23 protein-coding genes and 1 tRNA gene are annotated in these 21,792 nt (G+C 57.2%); 12 read left to right on the forward strand and 12 right to left on the reverse strand.

Annotated features, from left to right (window positions below; translation table 11 throughout):
* The first annotated feature begins 85 nt into the window (after positions 1-85).
* The 7 genes from V6S97_RS09225 to pncB all read left to right on the forward strand — a co-directional run bounded on the left by V6S97_RS09225 (position 86) and on the right by pncB (position 6,939).
* A complete protein-coding gene (locus tag V6S97_RS09225; protein WP_026363820.1) occupies positions 86-967 on the forward strand; it encodes a LysR family transcriptional regulator in 882 nt (293 codons plus the stop codon).
* A gap of 113 nt (positions 968-1,080) precedes the next feature.
* Complete coding sequence (locus V6S97_RS09230) at positions 1,081-2,007, forward strand: DMT family transporter (protein ID WP_334426649.1); 927 nt, start codon at positions 1,081-1,083, stop codon at positions 2,005-2,007.
* Positions 2,008-2,287: 280 nt separating this feature from the next.
* Entirely contained in the window at positions 2,288-3,394 is a 1,107-nt protein-coding gene (locus V6S97_RS09235; RefSeq protein WP_003507382.1) for a DUF475 domain-containing protein, read from the forward strand.
* Positions 3,395-3,756: 362 nt separating this feature from the next.
* Positions 3,757-4,101 (forward strand): MarR family transcriptional regulator, encoded by a 345-nt coding sequence (locus V6S97_RS09240; RefSeq protein WP_003507384.1) that lies wholly within the window; start codon positions 3,757-3,759, stop codon positions 4,099-4,101.
* A gap of 18 nt (positions 4,102-4,119) precedes the next feature.
* On the forward strand, positions 4,120-4,971 hold the full coding sequence (locus V6S97_RS09245) for a C40 family peptidase (RefSeq protein WP_003507386.1): 852 nt from the start codon (positions 4,120-4,122) through the stop codon (positions 4,969-4,971).
* Positions 4,972-5,064: 93 nt separating this feature from the next.
* Entirely contained in the window at positions 5,065-5,424 is a 360-nt protein-coding gene (locus V6S97_RS09250; RefSeq protein ID WP_031233701.1) for a hypothetical protein, read from the forward strand.
* Between the two features lie 210 nt (positions 5,425-5,634).
* Positions 5,635-6,939, forward strand: a complete 1,305-nt coding sequence (gene pncB, locus V6S97_RS09255) for a nicotinate phosphoribosyltransferase (RefSeq protein ID WP_003507389.1) — start codon at positions 5,635-5,637, stop codon at positions 6,937-6,939.
* Positions 6,940-7,047: 108 nt separating this feature from the next.
* Here pncB and V6S97_RS09260 read toward each other — a convergent pair whose 3' ends face one another.
* Positions 7,048-8,442, reverse strand: a complete 1,395-nt coding sequence (locus V6S97_RS09260) for a leucyl aminopeptidase (protein ID WP_003507391.1) — start codon at positions 8,440-8,442, stop codon at positions 7,048-7,050.
* 256 nt (positions 8,443-8,698) lie between these two features.
* On the opposite strand from V6S97_RS09260, the gene V6S97_RS09265 reads away from it, so the two are divergent.
* Positions 8,699-9,409, forward strand: a complete 711-nt coding sequence (locus tag V6S97_RS09265; RefSeq protein ID WP_161974158.1) for a tetratricopeptide repeat protein — start codon at positions 8,699-8,701, stop codon at positions 9,407-9,409.
* 92 nt (positions 9,410-9,501) lie between these two features.
* Here the strand turns inward: V6S97_RS09265 and V6S97_RS09270 are convergent, their stop codons facing one another.
* The 9 genes from V6S97_RS09270 to V6S97_RS09310 all read right to left on the reverse strand — a co-directional run bounded on the left by V6S97_RS09270 (position 9,502) and on the right by V6S97_RS09310 (position 18,424).
* A complete protein-coding gene (locus tag V6S97_RS09270; RefSeq protein WP_003507395.1) occupies positions 9,502-10,488 on the reverse strand; it encodes a type II secretion system F family protein in 987 nt (328 codons plus the stop codon).
* Positions 10,489-10,497: 9 nt separating this feature from the next.
* Positions 10,498-11,502, reverse strand: a complete 1,005-nt coding sequence (locus V6S97_RS09275; RefSeq protein WP_003507398.1) for a type II secretion system F family protein — start codon at positions 11,500-11,502, stop codon at positions 10,498-10,500.
* Between the two features lie 15 nt (positions 11,503-11,517).
* A complete protein-coding gene (locus V6S97_RS09280; RefSeq protein WP_003507399.1) occupies positions 11,518-12,990 on the reverse strand; it encodes a CpaF family protein in 1,473 nt (490 codons plus the stop codon).
* 33 nt (positions 12,991-13,023) lie between these two features.
* Positions 13,024-14,307, reverse strand: a complete 1,284-nt coding sequence (locus V6S97_RS09285) for an AAA family ATPase (RefSeq protein ID WP_003507401.1) — start codon at positions 14,305-14,307, stop codon at positions 13,024-13,026.
* Positions 14,308-14,341: 34 nt separating this feature from the next.
* Positions 14,342-15,034: a CpaD family pilus assembly protein gene (locus tag V6S97_RS09290; RefSeq protein WP_003507402.1), complete on the reverse strand. Its 693-nt coding sequence runs from the start codon at positions 15,032-15,034 to the stop codon at positions 14,342-14,344.
* A 56-nt stretch (positions 15,035-15,090) separates the two neighbouring features.
* Positions 15,091-16,674 carry a type II and III secretion system protein family protein gene (locus V6S97_RS09295; protein ID WP_003507403.1) on the reverse strand — a complete coding sequence of 528 codons (1,584 nt, stop codon included), beginning with the start codon at positions 16,672-16,674 and terminating at the stop codon, positions 15,091-15,093.
* Entirely contained in the window at positions 16,671-17,477 is an 807-nt protein-coding gene (gene cpaB / locus V6S97_RS09300; protein WP_003507404.1) for a Flp pilus assembly protein CpaB, read from the reverse strand. Before cpaB ends, V6S97_RS09295 begins: the two co-directional genes overlap by 4 nt.
* Before the next feature lie 126 nt (positions 17,478-17,603).
* The gene (locus V6S97_RS09305) at positions 17,604-18,116 is read right to left on the reverse strand and encodes an A24 family peptidase (RefSeq protein WP_003507405.1); all 513 of its coding nucleotides are present in this window, start codon (positions 18,114-18,116) and stop codon (positions 17,604-17,606) included.
* Positions 18,117-18,238: 122 nt separating this feature from the next.
* Positions 18,239-18,424 carry a Flp family type IVb pilin gene (locus V6S97_RS09310; protein ID WP_003507406.1) on the reverse strand — a complete coding sequence of 62 codons (186 nt, stop codon included), beginning with the start codon at positions 18,422-18,424 and terminating at the stop codon, positions 18,239-18,241.
* Positions 18,425-18,837: 413 nt separating this feature from the next.
* Between V6S97_RS09310 and V6S97_RS09315 the strand changes: the two genes are divergently transcribed.
* A complete protein-coding gene (locus V6S97_RS09315) occupies positions 18,838-19,248 on the forward strand; it encodes a pilus assembly protein N-terminal domain-containing protein (protein WP_020812471.1) in 411 nt (136 codons plus the stop codon).
* A gap of 201 nt (positions 19,249-19,449) precedes the next feature.
* Here the strand turns inward: V6S97_RS09315 and V6S97_RS09320 are convergent.
* Positions 19,450-19,536, reverse strand: a tRNA-Leu gene (locus V6S97_RS09320).
* Between the two features lie 119 nt (positions 19,537-19,655).
* Complete coding sequence (locus V6S97_RS09325; protein WP_003507408.1) at positions 19,656-19,961, reverse strand: SelT/SelW/SelH family protein; 306 nt, start codon at positions 19,959-19,961, stop codon at positions 19,656-19,658.
* A gap of 145 nt (positions 19,962-20,106) precedes the next feature.
* Here V6S97_RS09325 and V6S97_RS09330 point away from each other — a divergent pair, with 145 nt between their 5' ends.
* The 3 genes from V6S97_RS09330 (at position 20,107) to V6S97_RS09340 (ending at position 21,666) form a co-directional block, all read left to right on the forward strand.
* Positions 20,107-20,556, forward strand: a complete 450-nt coding sequence (locus tag V6S97_RS09330) for a DoxX family protein (protein WP_112356070.1) — start codon at positions 20,107-20,109, stop codon at positions 20,554-20,556.
* A gap of 137 nt (positions 20,557-20,693) precedes the next feature.
* Positions 20,694-21,419 carry a type 1 glutamine amidotransferase gene (locus V6S97_RS09335; protein WP_162724019.1) on the forward strand — a complete coding sequence of 242 codons (726 nt, stop codon included), beginning with the start codon at positions 20,694-20,696 and terminating at the stop codon, positions 21,417-21,419.
* A 58-nt stretch (positions 21,420-21,477) separates the two neighbouring features.
* Positions 21,478-21,666, forward strand: a complete 189-nt coding sequence (locus V6S97_RS09340; RefSeq protein ID WP_334426653.1) for a YegP family protein — start codon at positions 21,478-21,480, stop codon at positions 21,664-21,666.
* Positions 21,667-21,792: the final 126 nt, after the last annotated feature.

A 21,792-nucleotide genomic window follows, 5' to 3' on the forward strand; every position in this document is an offset into this window, starting at 1 on the left:
TGGCGCAGCATTACCTTTCGATTTGCACAAATCAATCGCCTGAAATAAGCATCCATTGTGCAAAAATGCACATAAGGAGAGTGCCGTGAACTGGGATGATGTGCGTTTGTTTCTAAGCGTGGCGCGAAGCGGGCAGTTTCTTTCCGCCGCCAGAAAGCTCGGCGTCAACCACGCCACCCTCAGCCGGCGGATTTCAGCACTTGAAGCGGCGATCGGCACGCAACTCTTCCTGCGAAGCACCAATGGCTGCGAGCTGACGGAGGAAGGCCAGCGTCTGCTTGCCGGGGCGGAGCGCATGGAAACTGAAATGCTGAACGCCCAGGCCAATCTCGGCCGCGTTGACACGGCAGTGGCGGGAACGGTGCGCATCGGCGCGCCAGATGGCCTCGGTGTTTCCTTCCTCGCGCCGCGACTTGGCCGGCTGACGGCGCGTTATCCCGATCTGAAAATCCAGCTCGTTCCGGTGCCGCGCTCTTTCTCCCTGTCACAGCGTGAGGCCGATATCGCCATCACCATCGAAAGGCCGGAGCAGGGCAGGCTGATGTTTTCAAAGCTCACCGATTATTCGCTGGGTCTCTACGCCTCGGCGGATTATCTGGCTGAATATGGAACGCCGGCGGATATTGAAGCGCTGAAGCGCCACCGGCGGATCGGTTATGTGGAAGACCTGATCTTCTCGCCCTCGCTGAATTTTACCGGCGAGATCATGCGTGACTGGGATGCCGCCTTTGAAATCTCGAGCGCTACCGGTCAGACCGAGGCAGTACGTTCAGGTGCGGGTATCGGCATCCTGCATAATTACATTGCCGGGCAATATCCCGAGCTTCTGCGGATCATGCCCCATCTCACCATCAGCCGATCCTACTGGACGGCCTATCACGAATCCGCCCGTCAATTGGTCCGGGTCCGAACGGTGGTCGATTTTCTCCAGGAACTCGTGGCCGAAGAGCGGCGCATCTTCACCTGATATCTGCATGCCGATATATTAGTACTATTAATTGTACCGACCCGGCCGTTCGGGGCTTGACAAAGGACGGCTGGTTGGACGACCAATGCAACCATTGGGAGATCGGAACTGACATGTCGACTATGATACGAAAGCTTTCGCCGACGGGCCTCGGCGTGGCCGTCATGCTGCTTGGAATGCTGCTTTTCGCGTTGAACGACGCCATGGGAAAATGGCTCGTCTCTACCTATAGTCAGGGTCAGGTGATCCTCATCCGCAGCGCCGCAGCGCTTATCATCCTTGTTCCGATCGTCTGGAGAGCCGGCCTTTCCGGCCTCGTGAAAATCGAGCGGCCCGGCCTTCAGGTGGCGCGTGTCTTCTTCTCCACCGCAGAGCTTTTCTGTTTCTATTTCGCGGTCGCGTCTCTTCCGCTGGCCGACGTCATGACCTATTGGCTCGCGGCTCCGATTTACGTGGCGGCGCTCTCGCCGTTTCTGCTCGGAGAAAAGGTCGGCTGGCGTCGCTGGACGGCCATCGCCATCGGTTTTGTCGGTGTTCTCATCGCGCTCAAACCCAGCTCGGCAAGCCTCACCTCCGCCGCGCTCTTTTCCATCTTCGGCAGCGCCGCCTTCGCCTTCATGATGTTGTCCGGCCGCCAGCTGCGCAATACGCCCGATACGGTGCTCGCCTTCTGGCAGATCATTGGTGCGGCACTTGCGGGCATTGTCGCGGTGTTCCTCACGCCTTCGGGCTGGCTGCCGGTTCAGTCCAGTTTCGATCTGGCCTTCCTCGGCCTGCTCGGTGTCGTCGCCATGGCGGCGCATGTGCTGGTCAACCGGGCGCTTAAACTCGCCGATGCCGCCACCGTCGCGCCGCTGCAATATACGCTGCTGCTCTGGGCGGTGATTTTCGGCTGGCTGTTCTTCGGTGATGTGCCGCAGACGAGTATCGTCGTCGGCGCGGGCCTGATTGTTCTTTCGGGTCTTTACATCTTCTTTCGCGAAAATACGCTCAAGCGTCGTCTTGAAACCGCCGAAAGACTGGCTGCGGAGCAGGTTTGATCTTTGGTCACAATCACGGGACTTGACGAGGGCGTGATCTTCAGGGAGTAAGAAGGGGCCCTGCGATGATTTGTCTCGCAAGGGCAGAGGAAACAAAGGTGCCGGGCCCCTCTGGCGAGAGTTTTACGGCGCTCTCGCGATGTCGGTACCGCCTGCAAAAATTGGCCGGCGGATTAAAAACTATGAAAAACCTGAATGTGCTTCGCGCGCGTGCTTTCTGCGTGCGGCCTGACGCCCCGCGTCGGTCCGCAAACGCCCTCGTTTTGGGAGGCGACCGGACATGAGCGCCACCCAGAAAAAAACGCTTTCCTACTTCAAATGGGCTTTTATCGTCACCGTGGTCGGTCTGATCCTCGGCGGTTATCTCGGTTGGGAAATGACCGGAACGGTAGGCGGCACGGCGACGATCTTCTTCATCTGCGTCGTTCTGGCGGTGCTGGAAATTTCGCTCTCCTTCGACAACGCCATCGTCAACGCCAACAAGCTCAAGGATATGACGCCGGTCTGGCAGCACCGCTTCCTGACCTGGGGTATCCTGATTGCCGTTTTCGGCATGCGTATCGTCTTCCCGCTGCTCATCGTCGTCGTTGCCGCGAATGTCGGCCCGTGGACGGCAATCGTGATGGCGGCCACGCAGCCGGAACGTTACGCGGAAATCATGCAGGACGCCCATTTGCCGATTGCGGCATTCGGCGGCACCTTCCTGATGATGGTCGGCCTCAACTTCTTCTTCGACCATGAAAAGGACGTGCACTGGGTGCGCTGGATCGAAGAAAAGGCGGCGATCTATTCCTCTGTCAAGGGCATCGAGATCGCCTTCGTGCTTGTCGTCATGCTGGTCTTTTCCCGCATCATCGGCGCAAGCGATGATCCGGCGCTTGGTCCGGTCGCGGCCAACACCTTCTTCCATTCGGCGATCTGGGGTCTTTTGACCTTCCTGCTGGTGGAAGTCGTTGGCGGCATTCTCGACCGCAGCCAGGAAATGCTGGAAGGTGCAGCAAAGGGCGGCTTCGGCGCGTTTCTTTATCTCGAAGTGCTGGATGCCAGCTTCTCCTTCGATGGCGTGATCGGCGCTTTCGCGCTGACGCAAAACCTCTTCATCATCGCCATCGGTCTCGGCATCGGCGCCATGTACGTCCGTTCGATGACCATCATGCTGGTCGAGAAGGGAACACTGGCCGAATATCGCTACCTGGAACACGGCGCTTTCTACGCGATCCTTATCCTGTCCGTCATCATGTACGTGCAGACCATGGTGCATATACCCGAGGTCATCACGGGCCTTGGCGGTGCGGGCCTGATCGGTATCTCGCTCTGGTCGTCGATCCGCTATAACCGGCAGCAGAATGCCGATGCGGTCGATGCCGCACGCGGCGCGGAAATCTGATCCGCGATTGTCCTTGCCTTCCGCCGTCGTGGCGGAAGGCAGTTTTTAAGCATTAAATTCTTTTTTGCCTGTTTTTCTTGCGATTCATTCTTTGCGGAAAATTTCGCCATAAGCAGAATATACTCCTTAAGTCTCTGTTTTTGCGAATACTTGTGCGCCGCAGCAAAACTGGCACGCTTCCTGCATCTCATTCTGCAAGTCCAGAGGGGACATTATGGCTCGAAAACGGGTCAACAAACGCCGCCGCGCCGCGCGATCTTTAGGATCTGCGCCGTGCGGCGGTTTTGTTTGTGCGGGATGGTTCTTGAGTTTTTCGCTCTGTTGAATGAAAACGGTAGGACAACGACTGGAAGGGTCACGGCTTGCCTGCACAATTGTCGCCCACGGAGGCCTTGGGGCTCTGGCATCGTGTATCCACGGCGCAGGTCGTTGACGACCAGCCGGATTTGACCTTGCGTCAAACCGCCATCCTGCTGCAGATTTATCTCGTGCCGCCGCCGCACACTGTCCGGGGTCTTGCCGCCATGCTGGGGGTCACCAAGCCGGTCATTACCCGCGCGCTCGACAGTCTCGGCGCGCTCGGGCTGGTCGATCGGGTTCGGGATGAGCGGGACAGGCGCAATGTTGTGATAAAACGCACGGTGGCCGGTGCGCTTTATCTGGAAAAAATCGGCGATCTGATTATTGATCAGGCGCGCAAGATCTAACCTCTGGATGTGAAACCCATGATGCTCGACCGCCGCCTGAATGTCTTCCGCTCCGACCTCGCCGATGAAAAACTGCAGGGCGTGGTGCAGGCCGAACGTTTCGTCAGCGGCACGGCCGCCCAGATCGTGTTGCCGGTTACTGGCCTGCGGCCGACGCCCGATCTTGCCGCCGGCATCGATACCGAGTTGCTGTTTGGCGAAACTATCCGTGTTTTCGACAGGGCCAACGGCTGGGCATGGGTGCAGGCGGATGCGGACGGGTATGCCGGTTACCTGCCGGAAACGGCGATCGGCGATGTCGTTGTCGCCACCCATAGGGTGATTGCACCGCGCACTTTTCTCTACCCAGCCGCTGAATTGCGCAAACCGCCGGTCGCAGCGCTGTCCATTGGTAGCCTGATCCGCATCGTCGGCGAAGCGGAGACGCGCGGCACCCGTTACCTGCTGACCGAAAAGGGCGAAGGCATCATCGCTGCCCATTGCCAGGCCGTCGACGCGGCGCTTGAGGAAGATTATGTGGCGGTGGCGCTGCGCTTTATCGAAACGCCCTATCTCTGGGGCGGCCGCTCCGGTTTTGGTATCGATTGTTCCGGCCTCGTGCAGCTTTCCATGGCCATGACGGGCCGGCGGGTCCTTCGCGATACCGACATGCAGGTGAAGTCGCTCGGCGTGGAAATAGAGCGGGATGAATTGCGGCGCGGCGATCTCGTCTTCTGGAAGGGTCATGTCGGCCTTATGGAAAACGAGAAAACGCTGCTCCATGCCAATGGCCATACGATGAATGTCGCACGCGAGAATCTCGATGCGGCCATCGAGCGCATTGGCTGGCTTTATGAAAAGCCAACTGCTTACCGCCGGCTCGAGGCCTGAGAAGGGCTTTCACGAAATTGTGCCTGCCACGCCCTTTGTGTGGAGGTCGCCGACAGCCTACATCGGTTGAATGATGGTACGGGACCGGCATCGATGAAGACAAGAACGGCGACACGATTGGCAGCGATCCTCACGGCGGCTTTGCTGAGCGCGTCGGCGCAGGCACAGACTGTTTTCCAGAACGGTTTTGCCCCCGCTCCGGATGCCTATGCAAACCTGCCCGGCGTCAAGGATCCGCGCACGCTGCAGCCAAAGGTCCGCTACAACTGCCATAGCGCACTCGGCGTGACCGGATATTCCCGAGGTCCCTACAGGGATGTTTTCGGCAGCCGTGGGCTTCCTGTTCAGGGGTATCGCTGCACCGACGAAAACGGCATTTCCAGTTTCGGCGGCAGAAATCCCGTCTCCAAGGACTGGTATCCCGGCATAAACCCCGTAGATCCGACCTTTTGAAGCAGCATGTTTGAACACCGGACCGAAAACTCCATTGTGGTCTTCGGAAAATCGATGCGCGGGCGGTCGCGGCGGGCATTTGCCAGGCCAGTGCTCTGGACTTGTTGTCGCTTTTTCAGATAAATCTTTCCGCATGACAGGTTGATACCTGCCGGGGTGCGGAGTGACATCGGCTGTTCTGACCTTTGGCCGATATTGGGGAATGCGAGTATGACGAAGACCGATATAGCCACCCGTGTCCATAATCATACCTGGAAACTCGACCCGATCGTCCGCAGCCTGATTGATACGGATTTTTACAAGCTCTTGATGTTGCAGATGATCTGGAAGCTCTATCCGGAAGTCGACGCGACGTTTTCGCTGATCAACCGCACGAAGACAGTGCGGCTGGCGGAAGAGATCGACGAGATGGAGTTGCGCGAACAGCTGGATCATGCGCGCACCCTGCGTCTTTCCAAGAAAGAAAATATCTGGCTTGCGGGTAACACGTTTTACGGCCGCTCGCAGATTTTCGAGCCGGAATTCCTCTCCTGGCTTTCGAGCTATCAATTGCCGGAATACGAACTTTTCAAGCGCGACGGGCAATATGAGCTGAATTTTCATGGCCGCTGGATGGATACGACGCTCTGGGAAATCCCGGCGCTCGCGATCATCAACGAACTGCGCTCGCGCAGCGCCATGCGCTCGCTCGGTTATTTCACGCTTGATGTGCTTTACGCCCGCGCAAAGGCCAAGATGTGGGAGAAGGTCGAGCGGCTGCGGGAGCTGCCTGGCTTGCGCATTTCCGATTTCGGCACCCGCCGCCGCCACAGCTTCCTTTGGCAGCGCTGGTGCGTCGAGGCGCTGAAGGAAGGCATCGGGCCTGCCTTTACCGGTACGAGCAATGTTCTGCTCGCCATGGATTCCGATCTCGAAGCCGTGGGCACGAACGCGCATGAACTGCCGATGGTGGTCGCGGCGCTGGCGCAAACAAATGAGGAGCTGGCCGCAGCACCCTATCAGGTCCTGAAGGACTGGAACCGGCTGTACGGCGGCAACCTGCTGATCGTGCTGCCGGACGCCTTCGGAACCGCCGCATTCTTGCGCAATGCGCCGGAATGGGTGGCGGATTGGACGGGTTTCCGCCCCGACAGCGCGCCGCCGATCGAAGGCGGGGAAAAGATCATCGAGTGGTGGCAGAAGATGGGCCGCGACCCGCGCAAGAAGATGCTGATCTTCTCCGACGGTCTCGATGTCGACGCCATTATCGACACCTACAGGCACTTCGAAGGTCGGGTTCGCATGAGCTTCGGCTGGGGCACCAATCTGACGAATGATTTTGCCGGCTGTGCGCCGAAGACCATCGCCAGCCTCAAACCGATCTCCATCGTCTGCAAGGTGAGCGACGCCAATGGCCGCCCGGCCGTGAAGCTCTCGGACAATCCGCAAAAGGCAACCGGCGACCCGGCCGAAGTGGAGCGTTACCTGAAGTTCTTTGGTGAAGAGGACCACAAGGAACAGAAGGTTCTGGTTTAAAGCTTTTCCAGGAAAAGTGGAGCCCGGTTTTCCGTCCGGAAATGCTCTGAATTGAGAACGGGCGCTTCTGTTGAGGAAGCGCCCGTGGAAGCCTGGCCTATCAGCAGATTACTTCGCGAACTGGTGTGCGATGTAATGGAAGAGTGCGCGGATACCCTGCGCCTCCCCGCCGATCGATGAATGATGCCTCTCGCTCAGAGACCAGCCGTAAATATCGAAATGCGCCCAGCGTCTGGTATTGGTGACAAAACGCTTCAGGAACAGGGCGGCGGTGATTGATCCGCCCATGCCGCCCGAAGGCGCGTTGGTGATATCGGCCGCGCGTGAGCGGATATCCTTGTCGTAGCCCATATAAAGCGGCATGCGCCACAGCGGATCGTCCGTATCGATGCTGGCTTCGGCGATGTCATGCGCCAGATCCTCGTCATCGGTGTAGAAGGGCGGCAGATCCGGGCCGAGCGCGACGCGGGCAGCACCGGTCAGCGTCGCCATATCGATCATCAGGTCCGGCGCATCTTCGTCCGCATAGGCTAGTGTATCCGCCAGAACAAGACGGCCTTCGGCGTCGGTATTGTCGATCTGCACGGTGAGCCCTTTACGGCTGCGGTAGATGTCGCCGGGACGGAAGGCATTGGCGGAGATGGAGTTTTCGACAGCGGGCACGAGAACGCGAAGATCGACCGGCAGCTTCGCATCCATTATCATCAGCGCAAGACCGAGGACATTGGCCGCACCTCCCATATCCTTCTTCATCAGCGCCATGGAAGCGGCGGGTTTGATATCGAGGCCGCCTGTATCGAAGCAGACGCCCTTGCCGACGAGGGTGAGGCGAGGATTGCCCTTCTTGCCCCAGTTCATCTCCAGAAGCCGCGGCGCGCTTTCGCTGGCCCGGCCGACGGCATGGATCAGTGGGAAGTTTTCCTTGAGCAGATCGTCGCCGGTGGTGACCTTCACCTTCGCCTTGTAATGAGCGGCAAGTGCACGGAAGGCGATCTCAAGCTCGTCCGGCCCCATGTCGTTTGCCGGGACATTGATGAGGTCACGCGCGAGGAAAACGCCGGCCAGAACGCGTTTTATCTCGCCGTCTTCCGCATCCTGCGGAATGAGAAGCTTTGCCCCGCTGGTCTTCGTGGTCTTGTATTTGTCGAAGCGATAGCTGCCGAGACCGAAGCCGAGAGCGAGGCGATTTGCCGTCAGCGGTGCGGTCTCGATGTGCCACTCGCCTTCCGGCAGCTCACGGGCGAGTTTCCCGGTGATGAAGGGAATTTCGGACGGATTGCTGCCGAGACCGAGAAGCACGCCGCCCAGCGAACCATCGGCGGAAGGAACGAGCAGGATGGCGCCTGCCTCTGCCTTGAAACCCGCCTTCTTTGCCCAGTCCAGCGCGACTGGGTCGATAGCGCCCTGTTCGATATGGGCCGGCGTGACGGCGAAAACCGGCAATGTGCTGCCGGCCTTGGAGCTGAAAGGGGTCGGGCGTTCGATGAACTGATAGGGCGCCATTGTATGCTTCCGTAAATGTCGAGAATCGGTGCGATTAACGCTCTGTTAGGGTTAACAGATTATTGCTTAAGCGAAAGTTGCGTCGTGTGAGTCTGTCGTATGTCGGGCGCAAGATTGATCATTCTTGGGCGGGGGCGCTGCCATGACTGCATTTTCTTTGGGCGAGACAGGCCGGACAGGGTTGCTGCGGGGAGCATGTCTTGCCGCATTGGTTCTTGCGGTTTCAGGGTGCGCGAGCACCAACAAGCCGGATCGCATGTCCACCGGCTCCATTTCCGCCGCCACCCGCTCCTATGACAACATGAACATGGAGCAGCTTCGCCAGGCGGAAGAGAGCGCCGGCAAAGCCTATGAACGCAGCCCCAAGGATAAATCGGTCGGCATGAATTATGCCAGCGTGCTGATGATGACCGGCAAGAACACACAGGCTCTCGCCGTCATGCAGCAGATCGCCATTGCCAATCCGGCGGACCGTGATGTCCTTGCCGCCTATGGCAAGTCACAGGCCGCCGCTGGCCAGCTGGAGCAGGCGCTTTCGACCATTCAGCGGGCACAGACGCCGGACCGGCCGGATTGGCGGCTATATTCCGCCGAGGGTGCCGTGCTCGATCAGCTTGGACGCTCGAACGAGGCACGTTCCCGATACAGGCAGGCGCTTGACCTGAAGCCGAACGATCCGAGCGTATTGTCCAACCTCGGCATGTCCTATGTCCTGTCGAGCGATCCGCGCACTGCCGAAACATATCTGCAATCGGCCATCGCCCAGCCGGGCGCCGATAGCCGCGTCCGCCAGAACCTCGCGCTCGTGGTCGGTCTTCAGGGCCGCTTTGCCGAGGCCGAACGCATCGCGGTTCAGGAACTCTCTGCGCAGCAGGCACAGGCGAACCTCACCTATCTGCGTGCGATGCTTTCGCAGCAGAACTCCTGGCAGCAGCTGGCGAAAAAAGACGGCAAACCGGCTGGTTGATGCGTTCGAGCATCCGCGTGCAGCGGCTGGCTGACAAGCAGTCGCCTCCGGGGCGCAAATATCGCCCCAAATCGCCTTGCGGTATTTTTCTATCAGAATGTGTCCAGAACGCGGATAATAGCCGGTCCAAGAATGACTGCGATCAGTACCGGCAGAAAAAAGACGATCATCGGCACAGTCAGTTTCGGTGGTAGCGCGGCAGCTTTTTTTTCGGCTTCATTCATGCGCTCATCGCGGCCTTCCTGTGCGAGAACGCGGAGCGCCTGGGCGAGCGGCGTGCCGTATCGCTCCGCCTGAATAAGCGCCTGTACCACGCTTTTGACGGTTTCGAGTTGGGTACGCGTGCCGAAATTCTCAAGAGCGACACGTCTGTCCTGAAGGAAAGATAATTCCGCCGTCGTCAACATCATTTCTTCCGCCAGTTCGGGTGACTGCTCGCCCATCTCTTCCGCCACGCGGCGCATGGCAGCTTCCATGGATACCCCGGATTCGATGCAGATCAGCATAAGGTCGAGCGCGTCCGGCCAAGCCCGCTTGATTGATGCCTGACGCTTGGTCATGCGATTTGATACGTAAATATTGGGAGCGTAAAAACCGATATAACCGAAAAGAAGCACAGCCATTAGCCGGATGATAAACGCTTTGTCGGCGAGGTTTCCGAGAATGAAGATCCAAGTGAAGGCGATGGCCAGAAAAATAAACGGCAAGACAAACCGTGCGGCAAGGAACGTGTTGAATGCGTTTTGTGAACGAAGTCCGGCTGCCCGCAGCCTGTTCATTGTGTTCTTATCGGCCAGCGCTTCTTGCAGGTTGAATTTCTCGACGATGCGGCGGGCGGATTTGTTATTGTTGCCTCGCAGGGAGGTTTTGCCGTCTCTGGTGACGGTCGCCATGCGGTCGCGCTCGCGACTACGGATGAGGTCGCGTTCCGATGATACCGCTTTCATGCGCTTGGCGAAATCTTTCCGCTCAAAAACCGGCATAATGAGGGTATAAAAGGTCGCAAAAACAGCGAGCGTCACAAGAATAGCGATGATCGTTTGTGGGTCAGTCAGGCGAGAAAGAAGATTTCCTGTCATACCACGCCCCTAGATATCGAAATTGATCATTTGGCGCATGATGAATATTCCGATCAGCATCCAGATCGCGGATGCTCCGAGAATAATGTGGCCGCGCAAGTCGGTGAAAAGTACCGACAGATAGTCGGGCGATGTGAAATGCACCAGCAGCATGACGACGAAGGGCAGCGAGCCGATGATAACTGCGGAAGCCTTCGCCTCCATCGAAAGGGCATTTACCTTCGCGCGCATCTTCTTGCGGTCACGCAAGACCTTTGAAAGATTGGACAGCGCTTCCGAGAGGTTGCCGCCGGCTTGTGCTTGAATATTGATGACCGTGCCGAAAAAGCTTACCTCAAAAAGCGGCATGGTCAGCATCATACGCTCGATCCCCTGCGGGATCCCGATGCCGACCTGTTGCGCATCGACGACGCGCTGAAACTCCGTTTTCACCGGTTCCTGGCCGTCCGATGCGATCAGTCGTACCGCGTCGTTCAGCGGTAAGCCGGATTTGATCGACCTGCACATGACGTCAAGCGCATTTGGAAACTCTTCAAGAAATTTTTTCTGCCTGCGCTTGAGAATAAACGCCAACGCCCACCGTGGTACCCCCAGCGCCACGACAATTCCTATGAGCAGAGCGAGAAGCAACGACAGGCCGTAAAGAAGGGCCATGAGAGCGAAGAAAACAGCCGCGCCGGCGCTCAACAGATGGAATTGCCGAGCGGAAAGCACCAGCCCCGCCTGAACTAGTTTGTCGCGCAGGCCGATATTCTTCGCTTTTTTCGCCTTTTCATTCTGTTTCTTTTCCATTTCCCGCAGGTTGTCCTGCATGGATTTGCGGCGTTTGCTAAGTTCCTGGACCCGGTCTCGTGCAGCTTTGATGTTTGTATGATCCGTCTCGGCGGCCTGCACTCGCTTGAAGCGGTTGTTGGTCTTTTTTTCGACCTCTATCTGCTGGAAAAGAAAGGCATAGGCGAGCGCTCCTGCCGAGATGGCGACGAGTACGGCCAGTAATATTATTGTCGGGTCCATGGCAGTCACTTTCCCTTAGGATGTCTTTTCCATCTCATCGAGCGCGGTCGCCAGGCGTTTCTCTTCGCCGTAATAGCGTGCACGATCCCAGAAATGCGGCTTGCTGATACCGGTTGATACGTGTCTGCCGATCAGCTTACCCTGGGCATCCTCGCCTTCGATCTCGTACCGCATCAGATCCTGGGTAACGATGACGTCGCCTTCCATGCCGATCACTTCCGTGATCTGCGTTATCCGGCGCGAGCCGTCGCGAAGACGCGCGGCCTGAATGACGACATCGATTGAGCCTGAGATGATTTCGCGCACGGTCTTGGCCGGCAGGGTGAAGCCGCCCATGGCGATCATCGATTCGATACGGCTGAGGCATTCGCGCGGCGTATTGGCATGCAGCGTTCCCATCGAACCGTCATGGCCGGTGTTCATGGCCTGGAGCAGGTCAAAAACTTCCGGCCCGCGCACTTCACCGACGATGATGCGCTCAGGTCGCATGCGAAGGCAGTTCTTGACGAGATCGCGCATGGTGATCTCACCTTCCCCTTCGATATTCGGCGGACGCGTTTCGAGCCTCACCACATGCGGTTGCTGCAGCTGCAGTTCAGCGGTGTCTTCGCAGGTGATGACACGTTCATCCTTGTCGATGAAGCTCGTCAGGCAGTTAAGAAGTGTTGTCTTGCCTGAGCCGGTGCCGCCCGAGATGACGACGTTGCAGCGGACGCGACCGATGATCTTGAGCAATGTCGCGCCTTCGGGCGTGATCGCTCCGAAGCGCACGAGCTGGTCGAGCGTCAGCTTGTCCCTCTTGAATTTTCGGATCGTCAGCGCCGGGCCATCGATGGCAAGCGGTGGTGCGATGACGTTGACGCGCGATCCGTCCGGCAGGCGCGCGTCGCATATCGGGCTCGACTCATCCACGCGGCGGCCGACCTGGCTGACGATGCGCTGGCAGATGGAGAGCAACTGTGCATTGTCCCGAAAGCGGATATCGGACTCGATCGTCTTGCCGCCGACTTCAATGAAGGTCTGGCCAGAGCCGTTGACCATGATATCGGCGATGTCGTCGCGTGCGAGAAGCGGCTCCAGCGGCCCGTAGCCCAGAACGTCATTGCAGATGTCTTCGAGCAATTCTTCCTGCTCGGCAATCGACATGGCGAAGTTCTTGATCGTGATGATATCGTTGACGATATCACGAATTTCCTCGCGCGCGCTTTCCGCGTCGAGCTTGGCGAGCTGCGAGAGATCGATCGTATCGATAAGGGCGGAAAATACCTGGCTCTTGGTATTATAGTAGTCTTCCGTGCGGGTGCGTTTTCTCTGCGCTGGCGGTGGGCTCGCCGCAGCCTGACGAGTGATGGGTGATTGGCCGGGCTCAAGAGTGTCAATTGCAAGAGAGCGAGGCTCAGACACCGTCGCCACCTGCATGGGCACAGGTGCAACAGGTTCCGGCTTCGTGCTTCTGGCTGGGCCTTCAGGCCCGCGTTTTCCGAACATCGGCGTTTCCGTCTAAGGGCGCAGGCGGAAGACCTACTTGCGCTTGAGAATATTCTTCAGTTTTTCCAGGCCGCCGCGTCTGCTTTTGCGCAGCACGGAGCGGCCTGTGATGGTGTGGGCGATCTGCGAGAAGGTTTCCGCCGTCTGGGATTTTTCATCCATCTCGCTGATCATGCGTCCGCTATTGGCGGCATTTCCGAACAATTGCGCGTCGAATGGAATGATCGCGATCGGCTCGATTTCCAGCGGCTCGAGGAAGTCCGCCGGCGCGATTTCCGGACGTTTGGGCATGCCGACCTGATTGAGAACGAGATGCGGCAATTTGTCGTTGGGTCTCAGTTTGATCAGCGCGTCGAAGAGATTCTTCGTATTGCGCAGATTTGCGAGATCGGGAACCGCCGTAATGATCACCTCGTCGGCTTCCGCAAGGACTGCCCGGGTCCAGTCGCACCATTGGTGTGGAAGATCGAGAACCGCAACGGGCGCACTGCGCTGCAAAACCTCGAGGATCGGCAGAAATGCCTGACGATCGAGATCATAGGTCCTGTCGAGAAGCGACGGTGCCGCGAGCAGCGACAGATGATCGGAACATTTGGTTAGCAGGCGGTCGAGAAACACCTCGTCCAGCCGCTCCGGCGAGAAGACCGCTTCAGCCATGCCCTGGGCCGGATCCTGATCGAAATCGATATTGGCAGTGCCATAGGCAAGATCCATATCCGCCAGAATGGTTTCGGTGGAGAAGAGGCTCGAAATACCGAAAGCGCAATTATGCGCAATGGTCGACGAACCCACGCCGCCCTTGGCGCCAATGAAAGCGATGTTGCGGCCCAGCGGCTCCGCTTCGGGATCGACGAAGATCGCGGCGATCGAAGCCAGGAGATCGGCCATATTGATCGGCGCGACGAGATATTCGGAAATGCCGTTGCGGATGAGATCGCGATAAAGTGTTATGTCGTTGTGTCGGCCGACGATGATGACACGCGTGGAGGGATCGCAAACCTCCGCCAGGGGCGCGAGATCGTTCAGCAACGAGGCGGTTGAGCTTGCCGTTTCAAGAATGATGAGATTGGGCGTGGGCGACGCGGAAAACATCGTGGCGGCCGCATTGATATCGCCCTTCGTCACCCGCAGGGTAACCTTGCTCATGCGCCGGTCGCTGGACAGTGCATCCATGACGGCCTGCATATTGTCGCTGACGCAGAAAGCGTGAACGGAAATGCGGGGCAGGGGCCGGAGGTGATCCATATCGGCAGCGCGCAATGGCGGCTCGGCTTCGCCGCCGCCACTTGGCTTGATATCGTATTCTACAGCGCTCATGGTCTTTCCTGCCGTAACAATTGTTGGAGCCGCATCAATTCGGCGTCGCCGTTGTCTTGCCTTGTCGATAGTTGTCGATGACTACCGCGCGACGTTCCGCATCGATTGCGCTCATACCGCGCGGACCGACCAGATCCATTGGATTGGCGATCTGCGCCGCGAGATTACTTTGGGAAGCGCACCCGAAATTGTACCAGTTCTTGTTTGCGAAGGTATTGTCTGACAGGTCCTCTGGCCATTGACCGCACTGGCCGGTCATGGCCGTAACGGCGACATAGCTCAGGCGGATAGGGGCGGCGTCGCCATTCGGGGAAGCGGCATAGCGCGTTTCCATGATCTTGCCCGGTGCCACACCCGCACCGGAAAGCGTCGAGCGAATCTGTTTCGCCATACGTGATGCGGCCGCTGAATTGGCCGATCCCGACGGGGTCTGAATATTAACGATACCAGTCGACATCGACGCATAATTCTGAGCAAAGCCGCGGACGTTATCCGCCATCGCCGTGGTCAGCCGGCTGTCGCTGGCCGAGACCGGAATGTCCAGCGAATGCTCCGCCTCCGACAGGGTGATCGGGTGGCGTGTGCGATAATCGTCGGGAATGGCGTTGGTGGTCATCGGATCGCGTGCGCAGCCCTGTAACAGGCCGGCGGCAAGCGCGGCAATGATGACGAGGCCGGTCCTTCTTCCGGACTGGCAGGGGAAAAAGGAGGAATAGGTTTCCTTCATGACGTTTCCTGCCCTGACCGGGCTTACTGTGAAGAGGGGATTTTGTGTGCGTGTCGTCATTTGTAGATGAACCCCACTGACCCCTGATAGGGCGCCGCCTGAACCTGGTCCTTGCGGCCATAGACCTTGTTGACGCGGTTCATGAAATACATGGCGGCATCGTTTTCCGGGTTGAAGTTGTCATCCGGCCGGGCGATCTGGTTGCGGGCCACGGGCCGAACCAGATAAGGCGTTGCGATGATGACCAGCTCCGTTTCGTTGCGCAGGAAGTCCTTGCTGCGGAAAAGCGTGCCGAAAATCGGGATCTTTGACATGCCCGGAAGCCCGGACATGGCCTGACGGATATTGTCCTGAACGAGCCCTGCGATCACGATCGAGCCACCAGAAGGAAGCTCGACCGTTGTGGATGTTTCCCGCTTGCGGACAGACATGTAGGTTGAGCCCGGAATGCCCCGACCGTAATTTCCGGTTACGACATTGCCTTCATAGGTCGGCTCGGACACATTCGTCTCGATCTTGAGACTTATCCTGCCGGGTGAAAGCACCACTGGCCTGAAGTTCAACGTGATACCGTAGTCGACTGTTTCCGTTTCGCGTTTGACGGTCGCGACGCCTGTTTCCTTGTCGAGCGAAACATCCTGTTCGGCAGCAATTCGAAAATCTCCGCCGACATAAAATTTAGCCTGCTCGCCGGAGATCGCCGTCAGGCTCGGTTCCGCCAATGTCCGCATCACCCCTGCCTGTTCCATGGCGTTGAGGTAAGAGGCAAATCTCAGTGAGCCGGAGCCTATAGCTCCGCTGGCTATGCGCGTCGCGCCGTCGATTGCGTTTCCGAGATTGGAAGGATTTGAGAACTCGAAACCGTTGTTGCTTGTCGAACTGCTGATGGAACCGTTGAAGCCCAGCTGCTTCAGCACCTGCCTGCTGACTTCGGCGACGGTCACCTTCAGTGTCACCTGATCCTCGCCCTCGATCGTCAGCATGTTGACGATCTGCGATACTTGGCGGTTTTCGGCAAAAATCGCGGCGTCACCCCCGTTGTCGCCGCCCGTCAGAGAGATATTGCGGGTGGTGGCTTCACCACCTTTCAAAAAGGCTTCGGCAAGCTGCACTGCGCGCGCGGAATCCTGCGGCGTGCGCACAGATCCGGTGAGAACGATGTTGTCGGAGACGATCTCGACTTTGATGTCGGATTCAGGAATGAAGCGACGAATATTGGCTTCAAGACCAACGATATCCCGCTCTACTTCCAGATCGAGGCTGACGATTTCACGCCCACCATCGCCGAAAATAAAGATATTTGTCTGTCCTACCGTTTTTCCGAAGAGATAGATACGTCTGGACGTGCGCGTTACCGCATCGGCAAGGCTGGGATCGGCGACAAGAATGTCGTGCGCGTCCTCGGGCAGGTCGATGACCAGCGCCTTGTTGAGACCAAGCTTCAGGCGCTTGCGAATGCCTGATCCGCTCTCAGTAATGCGCACAATGCTCGCGCTTTGCGCCTCGGCTTCGCCGATACCCAAAAATTCGGATGAACGCTGGCCGGGAATGCCGGAAAAAGCCACGCAGAACGCAAGCCCGCCGAGCATCGACGAACGCAGGTGTTGTGTGAAACGCCTTGCCATGAACCCCTTGATCATTGTGATGCTCCTTGACCGCCCTTGACGATCGAGCCGGATTTGATCACCTGAATTTCGGGCTGCCCGGCGCCGCCATTGAGAAGATAATCAGCCGAAAGCGTGTCGTTTTCCTGCGCGTCGGCAACCGAGCGCAGAGCCAGCGTGAGACGATCCGCCATCTGTTGCGCCACGGTCATAATCTTGGCTTGGTCCGGCGTCAGTTCCAGTGTCGCGGTTGCGCCAACCACTGCCGACGTACCGTCTTCGCCTTCCTTGATCTGCTGGTCGATGGCCAGAACACGAACGTTATTCAAAACATTCTCGGTCAAAAAGTTACCGTTGTCGCCTTTGCGGACCATGATCACGTCAACACGGTCATTCGGCAGCACGAAACCGCCTGCCCCGGTTGAAACCGAAATCTCTGTCGAAACAGCGCGTTTGCCGGCGGGTAAAAGCGAGGACATGATGCGAGCGCTGGAATCGACGACTTTTTCCGGTCGGATCGGCTCGCCCTCGAATAACGGGAGCCGTACGACGGCACCGGAAAGTTCGATGATTGCGTTCGGGCTTTTCGTTTCCGTTATGAAACTATCGACGACGTTGCCCTGTGGCCAGGGAGTCCAGCGCACTGAACTATCATTCAGGCGACTGCCGACCGGCAGGTTGACCGAGGAAACGAGAACGTTGACCGTCGGTTCTTTCTGGATGATCGTTTCTGCTTTTTCGATAACCTGCTTTGTGCCGGAAATTTTCATGGCGACAAGACCGGCAAGACCGGCGGCTACCAAAGCAACGGATAGAATGACGATACGCGACGGTTTCATGCTCGATCCTTGAAGGAATCAGATTCTTCTCCCCTCAGGATGACGCGCTATTGGTATAATTATGGTTAATATTATGCGTGGATTTGTGGTTAACAGGCCTTTAATTTCGGCAATTACAGTATTCGCTCAGGAAAGACTGGCGATGGCAGCTTCTACGATCGGTGCGTTGCCATAGGTCAAAAAACCGGCGATGGCGATGCCGATCCCGTAGGGAATTTTTTTTGCTGCGAGCAAGGAATCGGGGAGGGGAATGCCGCTGGCCATGATTTCCTGCGAGCGCGACCGCAAGAGCAGAATGCCGAGAGTCAACAGGCCGCCAACGAAGGTCACCGAGAGTAAAAATTCTATGAGGGACAGGTTGAAGCCATACCATACTGCTGCGGCAGTCAATAGCTTGGCATCTCCTCCACCCATAACATTGGCTGCAAAGAGTGCGAAGCAGGCAAAAAACACGGCGGCGGCAGCTGCAAGGCTCATTGCAAAAGTCTGCCAGTCCATACCGGAAAAAGGCGCGATCAAAATGAATGACAGCAGCAAAATGAGCGATATCCGGTTGGGTATCGTCATGCTCAAAAGGTCTGTGAATGCCGCGAAGGCAAGGCAGAGCGGAAGCGTCAGAAAAATGGCGGCTATAACCACGAGGGAGACTCCCTTTTACTCGGCCAATTCCAGGCGGATTGAAGACGAATCCGGGTATTCAGTATAATACGAAAATGCCGCTCACGGTTGAGCGGCATTCCCAATTCAGCGGTCGAAAACTATTAGAACGTCGTGTTTCGGGCCGTCTGCATCGTCGTACCGATGCCGTCAAAGAGTGCGTCGAGCTGCGTACCGACCATGCTTGCGCCGCCTACGATTGCCACTGAAAGCAGAGCAGCGATCAGGCCGTATTCGATTGCAGTAGCACCGGATTCATCCTTGAGGAAACGAGCGAAAATCTTGGTCATAGGGTCTCTCCTAACTTGTGTTGGTTCAGCACGCCGACAACTGTTCTCCGTTGTTCGGTTGCGTTCAAACTACAGCCGAGCGATTTCCAAGCGCTTAAAAAAAACGATTAACTCAAAGTAAACGGCAGGATGAGTTTCTTTTGGTAAATAAAACCAAAAAGTATTGCCTGCATTTTTATATTTGCCGATAAACAAATATATTCAACTGCTGGCAGTTTGTCTTTTCCGACCAAGTTTCCTTGGGAAGAGGTGCAGATGTTCAGTTTTGAGGCGGGGCGGAGAGACGCGGCAATATCAATACATTACGCATGGTTACCATCCGCCTCGCGGATTTCTGCCATTTAACGCTTCATTCACTAAAACCGCGCATTCTGCGGAGCAATAAGTGCGGGTAGTGAGCAAGGACCAAACGCGTGTCATCCGGAAAACTGGCGAAAATTGTGGTCGGCTTGTCCGTCTTTCTATCAGGTTCGCTGCAGCCCGCTTTTGCTGAAGATGACATATTGCGTGTTTCGATGAATCACGCCCGTGTCCTTCGTCTCGACCGCGCCGTCAGCAAGGTTATTGTCGGCAACTCCAAGGTCGCCGATGCCACAGTTGCCGATGCCACCACGATTGTTCTGACGGGTCGCAGTTTCGGCACGACCAATCTCGTGCTTCTGGATGCCGACGGCAATCCAATCGTGGATGAACGCATTCTCGTCTCTATCGACGAGGGTAATACGGTTCGCGTTTTCCGCCAGACGGAGCGGACCGTTCTGTCCTGCACGCCGAACTGCGAGCAGCATTCGCAAAATAGTGGCGACAAAGACGCTCAGCCGTAACGAAGCAGGTCACATCAGAGTTCTGCGCTGTAGATAGAGGTCTTCCGAAGAAGACGAAGGCCGCTTGTCCCTGAGTGCCTGCAGCTTTTCTGGGAGTAGCTAAAGGCGAAAAAAAGCAACACGCTTCCCGGCGTTTGCCGGTCGGCTATATGTTGCTGTTTTTCGGCTAAGTTCTTGATCTGGCTAAGATCAAAAATGGAATGGTGCCCAGAAGAGGACTCGAACCTCCACACCCTTGCGAGTACCAGCACCTGAAGCTGGCGCGTCTACCAATTCCGCCATCTGGGCGACGGAGAGCGATGTACGAGGGCAGCCGCCCGGTGTCAACAGACTTTTTGAACTTTTATGACGATCATTGATTTTAAAGGGAAAAAACTTGGTTATGGCTGTTGAAACATGTTGCCAGGTCAGGTGTCGAGCCCTTCATGCTTCGTTCTGTCCACATGACCGAGGTCACGCTCCGGGTCGATGATGTCACGGATTCTCTGTTTGAGTTCTTTTGGGCCGGGAAAACCGCCATCGCGTTTGCGTTCCCATATGATCGTGCCGTCCACGGAGATCTCGAACAGACCGCCGGTCGAGGGGATGAGGCTGACTTCGCCGATATCGGAAGCGAAGGTCTGCAGGATTTCCTGCGCCATCCAGCCGGCCCGAAGCAGCCAGTTGCACTGCGTGCAATAGCGGATGGTTATGCGGGGTTTGGTCTTGGTCATCCTCAGGTCTCCTTCATCGCCCGGCGACAATAATGTTCACGATAATGTCAACTATAATACTCATGTTTTTACCGGGCGCATGCTTGTTCTTATCATGCGGCTTTGCGAACAGAGAAGCTGTCGAAGGCTGAAACGTGGAGATCCTATGGCCCAGTTCGAGAATAATCGTCAGCGTCTTTTCGTTCCGGCGGTCGCACCGCTTTATAGTGCGACGCATGATCTGGTAGAGACCATTCTGCGCGTCACGGCCGGGCTTCTTCTCGTCACCCATGGGTTCGGAAAGATCGTCAATCCTTTTGGTGCTGTCGGCATGGTGGAAAGCCTCGGCTTTTACCCCGGCGTCTTCTGGTCACCGCTGCTTGCCGCCACGGAATTTTTCGGCGGAATTCTGGTCGCCATCGGCCTGTTCACGCGGCCGGCATCCTTCGCGGCCATGATCGTCCTTCTGGTAACGGTTTATTTTCACGGCATCGTAAAGGCGGAAGGTCTGGGCGGGGCGGAAAAGTCGATCCTTTGGGCGGCGATTTTCCTGTTCTTCGCCGTTCGCGGCGGCAACCGGCATTCGGCAGACGCCAAGCTTGCGCGTGAATTCTAGGGCGTATCGCGTCAGCTTATCCGCTATTGTCGCAATGATGATGTAGCGGCTCTTGAAAATCGATTTTTCTCGTGGTGAAGCTGGATTCGATCGGCATTTCTCGCTGATTGGATCCTTTGTTGTCGCCACGAGGTTTTATGCGCGTTGCAATCATAGAAAACATGGCGGGTACGCCGCATGGGCAGCTCGGCGTCGCGCTGAAAGAAGCGGCGGCGGAAGTCCATATCATCCGCGCCTATGCGGGTGAGCCTCTCCCCAAAGATGCGGCCGACCATGATGCGCTTGTGGTTCTGGGCGGCGAACAGAACGCGCTCGATGATGCGCTTTATCCCTATCTTCCCGATCTTGCCCTTCTCATGAAAGCCTTTGGCGATGCGGGCAAGGCAGTCATGGGCGTCTGCCTTGGCAGCCAGTTGCTGGCGCGCGCCTATGGCGGAGAGAACATTCTCTCCGGCCCGCCGGAGTTCGGCTGGGAAGAGGTGTCCCTGACGGAAGAGGGCGTGTCCGATCCGCTATTGGCTGGGCTGGAAAAGACATTCCCCATTTTTCAGTGGCATTGCGATACATTTACGCTTCCGCCGGACGCCACGCGACTTGCGACCAATGGCGCGACGCGAAACCAGGCCTTTCGCATCGGCCGGGCGGTTTATGGCACACAATTCCATTTCGAAGCCTCCGCTGCCGTGGTTGACGGCTGGTGTCAGACGTTCCCCACTTCCGTCGAAAGAATGTCGCCGGGATGGCTGGAGAATTATCGCGACCATCGCAGCTTGCGCGCAGAAATGGCCGATGCAGCCGGGCTGGAAATTGCCCGAGCCTGGGTACGCCTCATCCAGAGCGGCGATTTTCCGTTGCGAAAGTGATCGAGGCCGAACAAAGTTGCAGCGGACGGACTATCGTGCGCAAGGAGGCGCAGAGATCATGTACAAATTCGAAATCTATCAGGACAAGGCCGGCGAATATCGTTTCCGCTTCAAGGCTTCCAACGGCGAAACGATGTTCTCCTCGGAAGGATACCAGGCGAAGGCATCGGCTATTCACGCGATCGAATCGATAGAGAGAAATTCTCCCGGTGCGGACACTGTCGATCTGACCGCCATGACGGCCTGAGCCGCGGCGCCGCGCGAGAACTCGAAACGTTTCGCCTGCCAGAAATGATGGGCGCATCGACAGGTGCCGACGTAAAGATAAGATTCAGTCTTTTTTGATAATCTTCCGTTAGCATTTGTATTTCGA

The organism is Agrobacterium sp. CCNWLW155 (genome assembly GCF_036888815.1).
Taxonomy (GTDB): Bacteria; Pseudomonadota; Alphaproteobacteria; order Rhizobiales; family Rhizobiaceae; genus Agrobacterium; species Agrobacterium radiobacter.

What these genes read in the sequence shown, in the direction of transcription:
- V6S97_RS09245 (WP_003507386.1), top strand. Translation starts at nt 4,120, where the DNA reads ATGATGCTCGACCGCCGCCTGAATGTCTTCCGCTCCGACCTCGCCGAT.
- V6S97_RS09270 (WP_003507395.1), bottom strand. Translation starts at nt 10,488, where the DNA reads ATGACAGGAAATCTTCTTTCTCGCCTGACTGACCCACAAACGATCATC.
- V6S97_RS09325 (WP_003507408.1), bottom strand. Translation starts at nt 19,961, where the DNA reads ATGACCAAGACCAAACCCCGCATAACCATCCGCTATTGCACGCAGTGC.
- V6S97_RS09340 (WP_334426653.1), top strand. Translation starts at nt 21,478, where the DNA reads ATGTACAAATTCGAAATCTATCAGGACAAGGCCGGCGAATATCGTTTC.
- V6S97_RS09280 (WP_003507399.1), bottom strand. Translation starts at nt 12,990, where the DNA reads ATGTTCGGAAAACGCGGGCCTGAAGGCCCAGCCAGAAGCACGAAGCCG.
- pncB (WP_003507389.1), top strand. Translation starts at nt 5,635, where the DNA reads ATGACGAAGACCGATATAGCCACCCGTGTCCATAATCATACCTGGAAA.
- V6S97_RS09285 (WP_003507401.1), bottom strand. Translation starts at nt 14,307, where the DNA reads ATGAGCGCTGTAGAATACGATATCAAGCCAAGTGGCGGCGGCGAAGCC.
- V6S97_RS09330 (WP_112356070.1), top strand. Translation starts at nt 20,107, where the DNA reads ATGGCCCAGTTCGAGAATAATCGTCAGCGTCTTTTCGTTCCGGCGGTC.
- V6S97_RS09295 (WP_003507403.1), bottom strand. Translation starts at nt 16,674, where the DNA reads ATGATCAAGGGGTTCATGGCAAGGCGTTTCACACAACACCTGCGTTCG.
- V6S97_RS09265 (WP_161974158.1), top strand. Translation starts at nt 8,699, where the DNA reads ATGTCCACCGGCTCCATTTCCGCCGCCACCCGCTCCTATGACAACATG.
- V6S97_RS09250 (WP_031233701.1), top strand. Translation starts at nt 5,065, where the DNA reads ATGAAGACAAGAACGGCGACACGATTGGCAGCGATCCTCACGGCGGCT.
- V6S97_RS09260 (WP_003507391.1), bottom strand. Translation starts at nt 8,442, where the DNA reads ATGGCGCCCTATCAGTTCATCGAACGCCCGACCCCTTTCAGCTCCAAG.
- V6S97_RS09335 (WP_162724019.1), top strand. Translation starts at nt 20,694, where the DNA reads ATGCGCGTTGCAATCATAGAAAACATGGCGGGTACGCCGCATGGGCAG.
- V6S97_RS09310 (WP_003507406.1), bottom strand. Translation starts at nt 18,424, where the DNA reads ATGACCAAGATTTTCGCTCGTTTCCTCAAGGATGAATCCGGTGCTACT.
- cpaB (WP_003507404.1), bottom strand. Translation starts at nt 17,477, where the DNA reads ATGAAACCGTCGCGTATCGTCATTCTATCCGTTGCTTTGGTAGCCGCC.
- V6S97_RS09275 (WP_003507398.1), bottom strand. Translation starts at nt 11,502, where the DNA reads ATGGACCCGACAATAATATTACTGGCCGTACTCGTCGCCATCTCGGCA.
- V6S97_RS09230 (WP_334426649.1), top strand. Translation starts at nt 1,081, where the DNA reads ATGTCGACTATGATACGAAAGCTTTCGCCGACGGGCCTCGGCGTGGCC.
- V6S97_RS09235 (WP_003507382.1), top strand. Translation starts at nt 2,288, where the DNA reads ATGAGCGCCACCCAGAAAAAAACGCTTTCCTACTTCAAATGGGCTTTT.
- V6S97_RS09290 (WP_003507402.1), bottom strand. Translation starts at nt 15,034, where the DNA reads ATGAAGGAAACCTATTCCTCCTTTTTCCCCTGCCAGTCCGGAAGAAGG.